Source organism: Tissierella simiarum (assembly GCF_018917865.1).
GTDB classification, from domain to species: Bacteria; Bacillota; Clostridia; order Tissierellales; family Tissierellaceae; genus Tissierella_C; species Tissierella_C simiarum.
This window is the reverse complement of record NZ_JAHLPM010000011.1, coordinates 112445-126843: the sequence shown is the minus strand read 5'-3', so window position 1 is coordinate 126843 and position 14399 is coordinate 112445. Positions and strand designations below refer to the sequence as shown.

Below are 14399 nucleotides of genomic sequence, written 5' to 3'. Positions count from 1 at the left end.
TAGATACGACTTTTATAATACTTATATTATACAAGGAGGGATAGGATGTCAAAGCTTTTTAAAATAATTTCTTTAAGTTTAGTTCTAATTTTACTACTAGGCTTAAGCTTAACTGGATGCAAAAAAGATAATTTGAAAAAAGTTAGACTAATAGAAGTTACTCACTCACTGTTTTATACTCCTCAATATGTGGCTCTAACTCAAGGCTTCTTTGAAGAAGAAGGTCTAAAAGTTGAATTAATTAACGGCAAAGGTGCAGATAAATGTATGACTGCTCTTTTAAGTGGTGAAGCAGATATTGGATTTATGGGACCAGAAGCCTCTATTTATGTTTATAACCAAGGAAAAGAAGATTATGTAATAAATTTTGCTCAACTAACTCAAAGAGATGGCTCATTCTTAGTAGGAAGAGAACCAGATGATAACTTTACCTTTGATAAATTAGAGGGAAAAACCATAATTGGAGGAAGAAAGGGTGGAATGCCTGAAATGACTTTAGAGTATGTACTTAAAAAACATAACCTAAAACTAAATGAAGATGTTATAGTTAGGACAGATATTCAGTTTGATGTAATGGCTGGAGCGTTTGTAGGCGGTGAAGGAGATTATGTAACTTTATTTGAACCTGTAGCTGCAACTTTAGAAAAGGAAGGAAAAGGCTATGTAGTTGCTTCTATAGGTAAAGAAGGAGGATATATCCCTTATACCTGCTATTCAGCTACTAAAAAATATATTGATGAAAATCCAGAAATAATTCAAAAATTTACAAACGCTATATACAAAGGAATGCTCTGGGTACAAAACCACTCTACAGAAGAAGTAGCTGAAGCTGTAAAACCTCAATTCCCTGACACTGATAAAGAAGTTTTAATGGCTTTAATTAATAGATATAGAAGTCAAGATACTTGGAAACCAGATTTAATTTTAACTGAGGAAGGTTTGAATCATATGATGGATATTATGGAATTAGCAGGAGAACTAGATAAACGAGCAGATTATGAAAAAATAGTTACTACAAAATTTGCTGAAAAAGCCATGGAGAAAATAAAATAATAAAAATCTCCACTTAATCCTTTAATAGGTTAAGTGGAGATTTTTTAATTTATAAGTTTACGCTTTTACGAACTATTATATCATTATAACTTAGAAAATTACATTTTTTACATTGTTATTAACTAAATTCAAGGTATATAATATATATTGCTTATATTTAACTTTACAGATTTTAAAGAAAAGAAGGGAATTTCATGTTTGAAATAATTAATTATGAGGATATAGGTAAAAACAGAATAAATGAAAGTCATACCTTAATAGATGTTAGAAGTCCTTGTGAATATGACTCTGAAACTATTCCAGGTGCTATTAATATTCCGCTTTTCAATGATGAAGAAAGAAAATTGATAGGAACCATCTATAACCAAGAGAGCGTTGAGAAAGCAAAAAAAATTGGAATAGAAACTGCTTCAAATCGGCTTCCAAATATTTATAATAAAGTATCTTCTCTTGACAAACAATACAATAACCTTATATTTTTCTGTGCTAGAGGAGGATTTAGAAGTAGTTCTTTAGTTTCTCTTTTTAAATCTCTTGGGATAAATGCTACTAAACTTAATGGCGGGTATAAAGGATATAGAAGATATATCAATGAAAACCTTCCATCTACAGTTAAAGAAATACTGTTTATAGTCCTTTATGGAAATACTGGAACGGGTAAAACTGATATTCTAAAATCTCTTAGAAAAAAAGGAGTGGATGTTCTTGATCTTGAAGACTGTGCTAATCATAGAGGATCCCTCCTTGGAAATGTTGGACTCGGTAAGCAAAATACTCAAAAAATGTTTGAAAGTCTTATATATGAATCCCTGAGAACAAGAAAAACAAATCTTGTATTTATAGAAGGTGAAAGTAAAAAGATAGGAAGAAACATAATACCTAATTATCTATATAATTCTATGAATAAAGGAATAAATTTAAGAATTGAGGCTAGTATGGAAACAAGGATTGACAATCTTCTGAAGGATTATGTTCATGAAACTGATAACGAACTCATATCTTCATTAAATTTTTTAAGAAAATATCTAGGTAATAAAAATATTAATAAATATATAGAATTAATAAGCAAACAAAAATATAGAGAAGTAATTCAAGAGTTAATGATAAAATATTACGATCCTCTATATAACCATCAAAATAGAAATTATAATGCAGTTTTTTATAATAACGAAATAAATACAACAACTCAGCAGATAATTGAATGGACAAAGAAAGTCAGATTATAGATTATAAGAACCATTAAGATAAGAATTCCTAATGGTTCTTGACTTATTTTATTTATACTAGATATGATATATTAAGCAAATTTAGCCAAATTTTCGTCTGTCTCTAATACTCTATAAATAGTTTTAGTAATCAAATAAAATATTAATATAAATATATTGAGGGATAAGAAAACAAGAAGGCCATAAATCAATGCCGATGTACTTGTAAAAGCTTTCTTAGCAAAGGGAGATTTCGTTAAGTAACAGTAATTAAACTTAAAAGATTAAATGGAGATTTTTTAGTTTATAGATAAATTCTTTCTTCTATATACACTAGATATTATACCTATCATAATCATATTAACTATATTTAATGTAGTTCCATAACTTATAAAAGGCATTGATAAACCTATTAATGGTACTAACCCGAAAATCATAAATATATTATATGCAAACTGGATAATAAACAAGGAACTAAAAGTAGCCATTAATAATTTTCCATAGTTGTCTTTAATATTTTTTGTAGTTTTAATTAATCTAATGAAAAATATAATGGATAATGCTATTATGAAGATTCCAGCCAGCCATCCAAAGGCATAGATTATGTAAGGTAATATCAAATCTGTATGAGCATCTGGAATAACTATTTGAGTATTATTGCCATAAAGCCCAGCTGAACTTATTAACTTTCTTATCAGTGTATTCATATAACCAACTTCTAAAGGGTTTAAAAATATGGTTAACCTATTAACCCTGTAAAGATTTTTGCTTATTAAAAAAGATCCTATTGCAGTGCCACATCCAATACTTCCTAGAATATATTTTAAATTTCCAGATGATATGATTATCAAAACTGAAACCATAATAAAATACATAATTATAGATGAAGCTACTGCTTGGGATTGAAAACCTATAATTAAGATTATAGGTAAAAATAAAATTACTAGATTTGAAATAATATTTTTCTTATTCCATCTATTCCTAGAGAATATTCCTGACAAAGCTAAAGCATACGAAAAAGGCGTTAGATAAGCCAAGTCAGTAGTAATATTAAAAATAGCAATCCTATCCCTATTAAAATAAAGTAAAATACTTGTTGCTATATAAAGATATTTTGAAAAAGATTTCATTTTTCTATAATCAAAAAAATATAGTGATATTATTATACCTGTGCCAATTATAGACATTTTTATAGATTGTTTCATAAAATTATAGCTTCCATAACTATCCAATAATCCATTTTTATTTATAGCATAGATAGCAAATATACCTATAGAAATAAAGATAAAAGTTAAAGCCAATATACCCCACTCTGGTTTTGGTTTATGTACCTTATTCAATTGTCTTCCTAAATCATAAGGATCTCCCATTTGTTTTATCCCCATATCTATAGATTCTTCTAAAGAAATACCTTTATCAATATTTTCTATTACATTATTGTTAATATGGTCCATCAACTCTTCTTTAATATTCATATGTACATCTTTAAATTTTATTTGAGAACAAACCACATCTATATATGCATTTACTTTTTTATTTTTCATTAAATCCATATATATTCCCCCCCAATACTTTATCTACAGTCTTTGAAAACACAGACCATTCTTCTTTTTTATACTGGATTTGTTTTTTACCTTTTTGGGTAATAGAATAGTACTTTCTTTTTCTATTATTTTCTCCTAAATCCCAATAAGATTCTAGATACCCATCAGACTCTAAACTATGAAGTAACGGATATAAAGTACCTTCCTTAAAGCTGAATATCCCATTAGATTTTTCTTCTAAGGTTTTTATTATTTCATATCCATACATAGATTTCTCTTCCAATAAACTTAGAATTAAAGTAGATGTGCTTCCTTTTAATAGTTCACCACTTATTTTCATATTTTCACCTCCACACATAGCTATTCTATGCATAGTAATTCTATGTGTTAGTATATACTTATATTTATACAATGTCAACATATTAAATAACTGAAATCAGTATTTGTATTCTACTTTATATATGTTAAAATGATTTTGACTAATAAAATAAGGAGGTTTTTTATGAAAAAGAAAGATTTTATTTGGTTAGCTTGTCTTGCCATTATAGTTTTATTTTTAACTTATCCTACCACCCATCATCTTTTTATGACAGCAACCAAAGCACATCCCTATTTAATGGGTTTTATCAAAGTTGCAATCCTAGCTTCTATGGGAGAAATTTTAGCTCTAAGAATTAGCTTAGGATACTATAGAAAACCAGTAGGGTTTCTATGGCGATTTATAATATGGGGTTTTTTAGGTATGGCTTTTGCTCTAGTCTTTGATGTTTTTGCTATGGGTACGTTGGGTGTTATGGAAAAAGGTCTTCTTCCTAATTTCTCTAATCTAATTGCTAACAAATTTATAACAGCATTTTTTACTTCCACTTTAATGAACTTAATATTTGGTCCAACTTTCATGGCACTTCATAGAATAACTGATACATATATTGACTTAGGTCAAGGACAATTAAATAGAATATTTAAAATCAAACTTGTTGATGTAGTTAACCACATTGATTGGTATGGATTTTTAAGTTTTGTCCTACTGAAAACAGTACCTCTCTTTTGGATACCAGCTCACACTATAACTTTTATGCTTCCTGGAGAATATAGGGTTCTAATGGCATCTTTTTTATCTATAGCCTTAGGAGGAATACTAGCTTTCTCTAAAAGAAAAAAAGCAAAATAAAAAACTTTCTCTTTCGCTGTATAACACCGAAAGAGAAAGTCTAAGCATAATTTGCTAAATCTTCGCCTTTTTCTAATACTCTGTAGATTGTTTTAGTAATTAAATAAAATATTAGCATAAATATATTAAAAGATAAGAAAGCAAAAAAGCTATACATTAATGATGATATATTCATAAAAGCTTCTTTTGCAAAGGGAGCTTCCATTAGGTAACAATAATTCGACTTAGTTATTGAGTTAAATATATAAATACATATATGATATATATTGGTGAAATATAATATAGATACTAGACTCTTTTTGCTAATTCTATATTCTTCTACTACTAATAAATATATAGCAGACCATAGCATAACCATATGACCAACAAAAAAAGATACTATTGTATAGTGAGGAAATATAAAAGGATCTGTTGCTGGTAATGCTAAAGCTAATATAGATCCTGTAATACCCCAATAGCAAGCCACATTTTTAAATAATTTTTTATCAGTTATAAATGCTAAAATAGTAAAAATAATTGCAATTCTACAATTATATAAAGGTAGACTTTCTTTTATAGTAAAATATCCTGAGAATCCATACCATAAATATAATATTATCTGTTGAACACTTAAAATAATAATCATAGCTTTTTTAAACACCCTAACACATTTAGAATCTTTAAGTTTATTTCTATGATGTATTATTAACTCTACTCCTAATAAGGTAATAAAAATTAACAATATATGATTTAAACTTCCTTGAGGGAAAACATAATTATCAGGCGTTCCCCGAAAAAAATATCTTAAATTATATACCATAGCTTTCCCCTTTCATTTTTGTATATAAATAATATAACACCTTTTTCTTAAATTTTAAATTAAATCAATCTTAATTTTAACTTAAATTTTTGTAATATAAACTTTCATACACCAAAATAGGATGCTAAATAGCATCCTATTTTGGTATAAAGCCAACTTTCTTATATACTTTTCTTAAAGTTTTCATAGCTTGATATTCGGCTTTCTCTGCTCCAGACTTATATACTTTCTCCAAATAGTCTTTATTTTTTATTAAATAATCATATTTTTCATGGATAGGAGATAATCCTTCAACTACTACTTCAGCTAAATCTTCTTTAAATTTACCATAGCCTGTTCCCTTATATCTATTAACAATAGTAGTGATATCTTCCTTTGAGAATGTGCTATAAATATTTAATAAATTTTTCAATCCTAACTGTTCATCGTTATATCTAACCTCTCCTAAAGAATCTGTAACAGCCCTTTTTATTTTTCTCCTTATAGCATCTTTATTGTCTAAAAGTAGAATATATCCGTTTTCATCTGGGTCAGATTTAGACATTTTACTGTCTGGATTCTGAAGACTCATTATTCTAGCCCCAAATTCTTTTATCAATGGTTCTGGTACTTTGAAAGTTTCACTATATTTATTATTAAATCTAGCTGCTAGATCTCTAGCCAATTCTAAATGCTGTTTCTGATCTTCTCCTACTGGAACTAAATCTGCTTGATAAAGCAATATGTCAGAAGCCATTAATACTGGATAGGTAAATAATCCTGCATTTAAATTTTCTTCACTTTTTCTAGATTTTTCCTTAAATTGAGTCATTCTGTTTAATTGCCCCATGTAGGATATGGTATTTAATACCCAGCTAAGTTCTACATGTGCACTTACATGAGATTGAATAAATAAAGTACTCTTTTCTGGATCCATTCCACAAGCCAAATATAAAGCTAATACATCCAATGTATTTTTTCTTAAGTCTTTTGGTACTTGAGGTACTGTAATAGCATGTAAATCAACAATACAATAATAGCAATCATATTCTTCTTGAAGCTCAACCCAATTTTTTATAGCCCCTATATAATTTCCTATTGTTAAAGCACCTGAAGGCTGCACTCCACTAAAAACAGTTTTTCTTTCCATGATAATCCCTCCTATAAAATAAAAAACCCTTCATCTCTATGAAGAGACGAAAGGTTAAATTCCGCGGTACCACTCTTTTTGCTTAAAAGCCTGCTCCAATCCTTTAAGGGTGATTAACCCTATACTCTACTTATTTCGAATATATACTCCCAAGTCCATTCATCATAACAGTATCGCTAGGCTTTCACCACTCCTAACTCGCTTTAGATCTTTTTTATGATTACTAATCTTGCTCTAAGCAATTACATATTTTAATTATAACTATTATACACTATTTTAATATATTGTAAACACTAATTATATCTTTTCATTGCACTATTCACTATCTTCATTATCAACCCTTCATATCCAATACCTGAAGCATTTGCCATTTTACATATATCACTATGATCTTTATCTAATCCTGGTAAAGAATTAATTTCTAAAACATACGGAATTTCATCTTTTAATCTAATATCAACTCTAGCATAATCCTTTAATCCTAAAGATTTAAAGGCTCTTATTGCAGTATTTTCAACTTTTTTTCTAGTGGCTTCTTTTAATCTTGCAGGTATATGATATATAGTTTCATCTTCGTATTTAAATTTTACTTCAAAACTGTAAAATTTATTTAAATGATCGGGTATATTAGAAAAGTCTATTTCTAATATTGGTAATACTGAAACATTACTGCCATTTCCTAAAACTCCAACAGTAAACTCCCTACCTTCAATATATTCAGTCAGCATTATGGGTGGATTATATATTTCTAGATCCTCTCTTACTTTTCTCACTAATGATCCTTCATCAAAGACTAAACTATCTTCTTGTATTCCTCTACTAGAACCTTCATCTTTTGGTTTAATTAAAATTGGAAACTTTAGATTAATTTTATCTATATCATCTAAAGTATATACATAAGTAAATTCTGGTGTAGGAATCCCTGACTCTTTAAATATTTTACATGAGAATATTTTATTATAAGCAAGCCCATGTCCTAAAGGAGAAGACCCAGTATAGGGTATACCTGCATACTCTAAGATTGCAGGCAGCTGAGAAAGCCTTGATTCGCCTAAAATTCCATTACATAGATTAAATGCTAAATCAACTCTCTCTCTTTTAATATTATCAATTAAATTGTGATCTAGAACTAAATCTATACATTTAAACTCCTTTGATAAGACCCTTTTTAAATCGTCTACAGTCTTTGACTTTTGTTTATCCTCCATTAACGCTTCTTCTGTAGGTAAATACTTTACTCTTGGCTTGTCAGTAATAATGGCTACTTTCATACTTAACACTCCTTCATATATTAAATAAATTTTTTTCAAATTTAAAAGTAGTCCAATTTAAAATGACCTATTAAATATATTATATACCTTTAAATAAATTATTGCAAAAAACTGGGTTTGCTGTCTATTTAAATATCAATTTTCCAAATTATAGTTTCATTTTTTATATTCTGCTATTCTCATAAATAAAAAAGTAATTATATAATATAAAAAACATCTTCATTATTTAGCTTAAATAATGAAGATGTTCAATTTATCTTTTTTTATTTTCTCTTAACTTTTTATTTTTTAAAATCAATTGTTTCTTTGATTCACTTTTAGCTTTTCTATCTACCTTTCTTTCCATAAAACTTACTTCTCGCTTCAATTTATTATAACTTTGTAATCTTTCTTTAGAAATAGTTCCTGCTTCAATAGCAGCCTTTACGGCACATCCAGGTTCTTTATCATGCTTACAATTAGAAAACTTACATCCTTTAGCAATATCTATTATTTCGTGAAAAGAATCTTCAATTCCGTCTGCATCATCTAAAAATTGAATCTCTCTCATGCCTGGAGTATCTATAATTATACCTTTATCTTTTAAAACAATTAGTTCTCTATGAGTAGTTGTATGTTTACCTTTATGATCATCTTCTCGAATGTTATTTACCTGCTGCCTTTCTTCACCTAATAATAAATTTATTAAAGTCGACTTACCTACCCCAGAGGAACCAATAACGGCTATAGTCTTACCAGGTATTAAATATTTATTAATTTCCTCAATTCCCTTTCCAGTGAAGGAACTTACGTACAGTATATCGATTCCTATAGCTATATCTTCAATTTCTCTTTCAATTCTATATAAATCCTCACATAAATCTATTTTAGTTAATAAAATTACTGGAGTTGCTCCACTATTCCACCCTATGCTTATATATCTTTCTAATCTTCTTAGATTAAAATCATTATTAGCTGACATACAAATAAAAATGGTATCTATATTTGAAGCTATAATTTGCTGATCCATTTGCTTTCCAGCAACTTTCCTTGAAACTGCACTCCTACGATTTAAAACTTCGTGGATCACTCCATTTCCAGTATTTCTATTTATTCTATCTATCACTACCCAATCTCCAACTGCTGGATATGAACTTTTATCTATTGCAGTATTTATGATTTTTCCTGATACTTTAGCTAATATATCATCTTCTTCCGTAGCTACTCTATATAGTCCTTTATATTCTGCAATAACTCTACCTAAGTATCCATCTTCATAGAAATTTTCAAATTCTTTAGCTATATCATCCGTTAAACCCAATTCACATAATCTTTTCTTCAATTTATTGCCTCCTATAGGTTAATTTAGGGCATAAAAAAACCCCTCGGTATTATTTGTATCTGATACTACCCAAGGCACAATAAATAGAAGTTATTAATTTATAACTAAATAACTATACTAAATTTTTCCCCTAGAAGCAGTATCATATAGTTTTTTGTTTTCTAATTTATTTATTTTCTTCATCATACAACACCACTCCTTCCGTTAATATTTATATTATAAAATTACCATATAATCAACTTAAAGTCAATAAGAGTCTTATAATCAGTGTATATAATCTTATTAAAATATTTATAAATCCTCTACTACCATTTAAAAATGGAAATAGAGGATTTATAATAGTACCCTTAGTTGTAAACTCTATGGTGTTACTGCAATTTTTACAACTTCATTTTGATTATTTTCAAATAGATCATAAGCTTTAACCATGTCATCTAATTTCATGTGATGAGTAATTAAAGGTGTCATATCTATTTGGCCAGACTCAACCATATTAAGTAAACGCTGCATATGACCTAAATATCCTAGTCCCATTTCAATAGATATATTCTTCATAAATATTTCTGGTAATGGCAATTCAATATTTTTTGAATAAAGCCCGACTAGAGAAACTCTGCCGCTAATTCCTACACATTTAACTGCTTGTTGAAGTGCAATTTCTGATCCAGAGGCTTCAATAGCTGCATCTGCACTTTTTCCTTTGGTTATTTCAGATATACTTTTAAATAAATCATCTTTATCAGTTCTTATAATATGTGTTGCTCCTAGTTTTTTCCCTATATCAAGCCTCAACTGATTTTTTCTTCCTACAAGAATTATATTTTTAGGACTAAATAATTTTGCCGCTTGTACAGCACATAATCCAACGGGACCAGCGCCAAATATAACTACATTATCTCCAGGCTGAATTCTGCATTTTTCTGCACCAAAGTATCCCGTAGACAATACATCACCTACGAATAATACCTGTTCGTCTTTAAGGTTTTCAGGAACTTTTATTAAGTTATTATCAGCAAATGGTACTCGTGAAAATTCTGCATGAGTACCTGGAATATTTCCAAATTCCTTTCCACTACCATGTACTCCTCCATTTACACATTGAGCTATATGACCATTTTTACAGTTTTCGCAATATCCACAAAAAGGAGCAGCTGGCCCAATTACTCTATCACCTTTTTTTAAACTTTTCACTGCTCCTCCAACTTCTTCAACAATACCTACATACTCATGTCCTAATGCATATCCTGGAGTGGTTGGCATATGTCCATGGTATAAATGAATATCGCTTCCGCAGATAGTTGTCATAGTAATTCTAATTATTGCATCAGTTTCTTTTTCAAGTATAGGTCTTTCTATTTCTTGTAATTCAATTTGATTAATATCTTTGAAAATGAGAGCTTTCACGATACTATTCCTCCTTTTATCTTACTGCGATGTTATATTGTGTTAATTTATTAACTATTTATTACATATAATCATACTCTTTTATTTTATAACTGTCAAAGTATTTCTACATCAATAAAGAAGGACCTATATTTTTAATTTTTTCTTTTAAAAGTCTATAAAAATTAGAAATATTTATTTTTAAATTCGTATCCACTTAAAGGGAGTAATATCAAGAGAATCACATTTTTTACAATGTTTCTATTCTATTCTGTTCTTTTATAACACTATTTATTAAACCTCTTTTATTACTTTACATGGATTACCTACTGCCAACACATTATTAGGTATATCTTTAGTAACAACACTTCCTGCTCCAATTGTTGTATTATTTCCAATACGTACTCCTGGACATATGACTGTTCCTCCACCAATCCATACATTATTTCCTATTATTATAGGTTTAGCTGCTTCTTTACCAGCCATCCTTTCCTTAGGATCTAGCGGATGAGTAGCCGTATAAATCTGTACATTTGGTCCTAGCAAAACATTATCTCCAATTTTAACTTTATTTACATCAAGAATCACACAATCAAAATTAGCAAAAAAATTATCACCAATTTCTATATTATATCCATAATCAAAATGAAATGGAGGTTCTATAAGAAAATCTCCTTTTAATTTAATTAACCTCTTTAAAATTTCTTTTCTTTTTTCAATTTCGTTAGGTCTTGAATTGTTAAATTCAAAGCTCACACTTCTAGCATATTCCCTTTCTTTAGATAAGATCTCATCACTAGCATCATATAGCTCTCCTGCTAACATCTTTTCTTTTTCACTTCTCATTATGATTATCTCCTTTTTCAGTTCTTCATTTTCCTTAGCCATAAAATAATTCTAGACTCATTTAGTATCTTTTTTACTAAATGTTCTTGCGAAATAGAATCCTTTATCTGCTCTCTTCTATGAGGAACCATTAATATAGGCAAATTACTGACTGAAAACCATCTTAATGCTGATGTTTCATCACTTTTATCTCTTGGTTTTCCATCCACTATTTTAGCTATAAATATATGTTGTCTATCGCTAAACTGTGGTCTGTAATATTCTCCAGTTTTCTTTTCAACTACAACCATATACCCTGTCTCCTCTTCTGTTTCTCTTATAGCACATTCTTCAATAATTTCATTTTTCTCCAGTCTTCCTCCTGGTAAATCCCAAATAGGAAAATCTCTCCTCCTAACAAGGAGTATTCTCTTTTCCTCATTAAATATTACTACAAAAGCTCCTTCTGTTATATCCATATTCTCTCCCTTTATCCATATTTTAAATTTAAATAGTATGAAATCTATAAGCTATTATGCTTATAGATTTCATACTCTGTGGATATCATTTTACTCCATGTGACCATAATAATATATTTAACTAATTTTTATATAAAAAATTCTAATTCTTCTCTATTATCTTTATAAAATTTTATTCTACCTTCTCTTGTCTTTGTATGAAACTCGAACAAGTGTCCATCGGGATCTCGAAAATATATTGATTTACCTTCTTCCTTATATCTTGGTCTACCTTCTCTTATATTTACATTTAATTTGTTTAGTTTTTCTACCACAAATTCATAATCCTCTTCGTCTATTGAAAAGCTCATATGAGTATAGGATTGATATATTTCATTCCTTTCAATATCACTTTCGACATTTAATGCAAGCCATATACCTTGTAAATCAAAATAAGCAAGTCTTTCTCCTTTAACTAGTAATTTTGCATCAAAAACATTTTTATAAAACTCTATAGATTTTTCTAAATTTGATACTGAAAAAGTTATATGATTTATTCCTTTAATTTTCATTTTTCATCCCCCTATAAGATTAATTTTTCTATATATAATTACTATAATTTTAGTTCATAGGATTCACTATCTTCATCTTCTTTAACCTTTATAAATCCAATCGATATAAATAAGTTCTTGGATCTTTCATTATATTTATAGATAGTAGGTATCTGAATCTTATCTAATTTAATGGATTTTGCCCTATCTATTAATGCTAGCACTGATTTTTTACCTATTCCTCTTCCCCAATATTTTTCATCACCTATTATTATAGGCATATTTTTTTCTGATAAAGTTATATCTCCTATAGGTATCCAAGTATCTTTTTCTAAGATTTCTATAAAATATAACTCTCCTATACTGCTTAAGTAACCATACATTCTATTTACAATTTCCATATCGTATATTCCTTGTATCAAGCCTTCTGAATAATATAATACTTTTGAATTTTCATACCAAGGCAATGCTACTTTCCATTCTTCCTCTCTTGCTTTTCTTAATCTTAACTCATTATCTACTATAATAATATTAGGTTGTTCTATATTTCTTATAGCCATGCCTATCATCTCCCTAGAATTATCTTTTTATATTTAAATAAAAGGACTTTCCATTAAGTAGATCTCTCTCTTTCTAGAATCTATTTTCATTCTTCCGCCTAAAGGCAATATGATCTTAGGGTCTGTATGTCCAGAATCTACATTCATAATTATTGGAACATCTTTAACTCCAAACTCAAAATTTACTATATTGAAAACAATTTTATTTAATTCATTCTTTTCTTCCTCATTATAGTCTTTTGGTCTCCCAAATAATATTCCTTTCACTTTATTCAAGATTCCTTGAGTTCCATAATTTCTTAGCATATAACCTACATTCTGAGGTGATGGCTTTTCTTCTGATGTTTCAAAAAACAATATTTTATCATTCCAGAATTTCTCATCTGGCCAATACTTTGTTCCTTTCAAAAATTCCAATACTTCAATACATCCTCCCCATAATAACCCTTCTGTTATCTTATCTCCTTGAAGAAACATATAGCCATCTTCATTAGAACAAAATTCAGTACATTCTCCAATGGTATCTTTGTTATTCCAGTCTTTATATCCATTTGTATACATGGGATAACTATTATATTTATAGGGATAATTTTCTTCAAACATTATTGATTTAATATGTTCTATACTTTCTACAGGTAAATGCTGCAATTGCGCAAATCCTGCCATAATTGATGGGCCATAAAAAGTTATCATGCCTTTATAGTTCAAATAAGATAGGAAAGTAGTTGCATCTGAAAATCCCATTATAAATTTTGGGTTATTTAAAATCAAATCTAAATCCAAATATTCAAGTATACGTACAGACTCATATCCTCCTATTGAAGTAATAATTCCATCTATAGAATTGTCTTTAAAAGCTTCATTAATATCCTTAGCTCTTTTTTCGGGGCTTTTATATAGCTCCTCAGGAGACATTCTTGCAGTAGGCATTTCTACAATATCCAGATTGAATATTTCTTTTAAATTCTTAATTCCAAGCTCATAGTTTTCTGGAAACAAAAATGGAAGACCATTTGATGGAGAAATAATTGCTATCTTTGAATTTTCCTTTAATCGTCTTACTTTATTCAAATTAATCCCTCCTAAGTTATTTTAATTTATTAAATATTATTAACCAATATAATTATAA

Annotated in this window: 15 protein-coding genes and 1 other annotated feature; of the genes, 3 read left to right on the top strand and 12 right to left on the bottom strand. The window is 28.6% G+C overall.

Annotated features, from left to right (window positions below; translation table 11 throughout):
• Positions 1-45 precede the first annotated feature (45 nt).
• The gene (locus KQI42_RS13555) at positions 46-1053 is read left to right on the top strand and encodes an ABC transporter substrate-binding protein (protein WP_216520682.1); all 1008 of its coding nucleotides are present in this window, start codon (positions 46-48) and stop codon (positions 1051-1053) included.
• Positions 1054-1247: 194 nt separating this feature from the next.
• Positions 1248-2279, top strand: a complete 1032-nt coding sequence (gene mnmH / locus KQI42_RS13550) for a tRNA 2-selenouridine(34) synthase MnmH (protein WP_216520678.1) — start codon at positions 1248-1250, stop codon at positions 2277-2279.
• Positions 2280-2557: 278 nt separating this feature from the next.
• On the opposite strand, the gene KQI42_RS13545 is transcribed toward mnmH, so the two are convergent.
• Positions 2558-3811, bottom strand: a complete 1254-nt coding sequence (locus KQI42_RS13545; RefSeq protein ID WP_216520676.1) for an FtsW/RodA/SpoVE family cell cycle protein — start codon at positions 3809-3811, stop codon at positions 2558-2560.
• A complete protein-coding gene (locus tag KQI42_RS13540; protein ID WP_216520674.1) occupies positions 3792-4142 on the bottom strand; it encodes a PadR family transcriptional regulator in 351 nt (116 codons plus the stop codon). Before KQI42_RS13540 ends, KQI42_RS13545 begins: the two co-directional genes overlap by 20 nt.
• 162 nt (positions 4143-4304) lie before the next feature.
• On the opposite strand from KQI42_RS13540, the gene KQI42_RS13535 reads away from it, so the two are divergent.
• Positions 4305-4973 carry a hypothetical protein gene (locus KQI42_RS13535; RefSeq protein ID WP_216520672.1) on the top strand — a complete coding sequence of 223 codons (669 nt, stop codon included), beginning with the start codon at positions 4305-4307 and terminating at the stop codon, positions 4971-4973.
• A 40-nt stretch (positions 4974-5013) separates the two neighbouring features.
• On the opposite strand, the gene KQI42_RS13530 is transcribed toward KQI42_RS13535, so the two are convergent.
• The 10 genes from KQI42_RS13530 to KQI42_RS13485 form a co-directional block, all read right to left on the bottom strand.
• Positions 5014-5772, bottom strand: coding sequence for a YwaF family protein (locus KQI42_RS13530; RefSeq protein WP_216520670.1), 759 nt, complete (start codon positions 5770-5772; stop codon positions 5014-5016).
• A gap of 136 nt (positions 5773-5908) precedes the next feature.
• The gene (gene trpS, locus KQI42_RS13525; protein WP_216520667.1) at positions 5909-6901 is read right to left on the bottom strand and encodes a tryptophan--tRNA ligase; all 993 of its coding nucleotides are present in this window, start codon (positions 6899-6901) and stop codon (positions 5909-5911) included.
• 39 nt (positions 6902-6940) lie between these two features.
• Positions 6941-7147: a binding site (T-box leader), on the bottom strand.
• Positions 7148-7194: 47 nt separating this feature from the next.
• Complete coding sequence (locus tag KQI42_RS13520; protein ID WP_216520665.1) at positions 7195-8172, bottom strand: D-alanine--D-alanine ligase family protein; 978 nt, start codon at positions 8170-8172, stop codon at positions 7195-7197.
• Positions 8173-8425: 253 nt separating this feature from the next.
• The gene (gene rsgA, locus KQI42_RS13515; RefSeq protein ID WP_216520664.1) at positions 8426-9493 is read right to left on the bottom strand and encodes a ribosome small subunit-dependent GTPase A; all 1068 of its coding nucleotides are present in this window, start codon (positions 9491-9493) and stop codon (positions 8426-8428) included.
• Between the two features lie 360 nt (positions 9494-9853).
• Entirely contained in the window at positions 9854-10897 is a 1044-nt protein-coding gene (locus tag KQI42_RS21695) for a zinc-dependent alcohol dehydrogenase (RefSeq protein WP_216520663.1), read from the bottom strand.
• Between the two features lie 273 nt (positions 10898-11170).
• On the bottom strand, positions 11171-11722 hold the full coding sequence (locus tag KQI42_RS13505) for a sugar O-acetyltransferase (RefSeq protein ID WP_216520662.1): 552 nt from the start codon (positions 11720-11722) through the stop codon (positions 11171-11173).
• Between the two features lie 17 nt (positions 11723-11739).
• On the bottom strand, positions 11740-12180 hold the full coding sequence (locus KQI42_RS13500) for an NUDIX hydrolase (protein ID WP_216520659.1): 441 nt from the start codon (positions 12178-12180) through the stop codon (positions 11740-11742).
• A gap of 128 nt (positions 12181-12308) precedes the next feature.
• Positions 12309-12731 (bottom strand): metallothiol transferase FosB, encoded by a 423-nt coding sequence (fosB, locus tag KQI42_RS13495; RefSeq protein WP_246566576.1) that lies wholly within the window; start codon positions 12729-12731, stop codon positions 12309-12311.
• Positions 12732-12772: 41 nt separating this feature from the next.
• A complete protein-coding gene (locus KQI42_RS13490) occupies positions 12773-13270 on the bottom strand; it encodes a GNAT family N-acetyltransferase (RefSeq protein WP_216520657.1) in 498 nt (165 codons plus the stop codon).
• A 33-nt stretch (positions 13271-13303) separates the two neighbouring features.
• Positions 13304-14341: a S66 family peptidase gene (locus tag KQI42_RS13485; protein ID WP_216520655.1), complete on the bottom strand. Its 1038-nt coding sequence runs from the start codon at positions 14339-14341 to the stop codon at positions 13304-13306.
• Between the last annotated feature and the right edge of the window lie 58 nt (positions 14342-14399).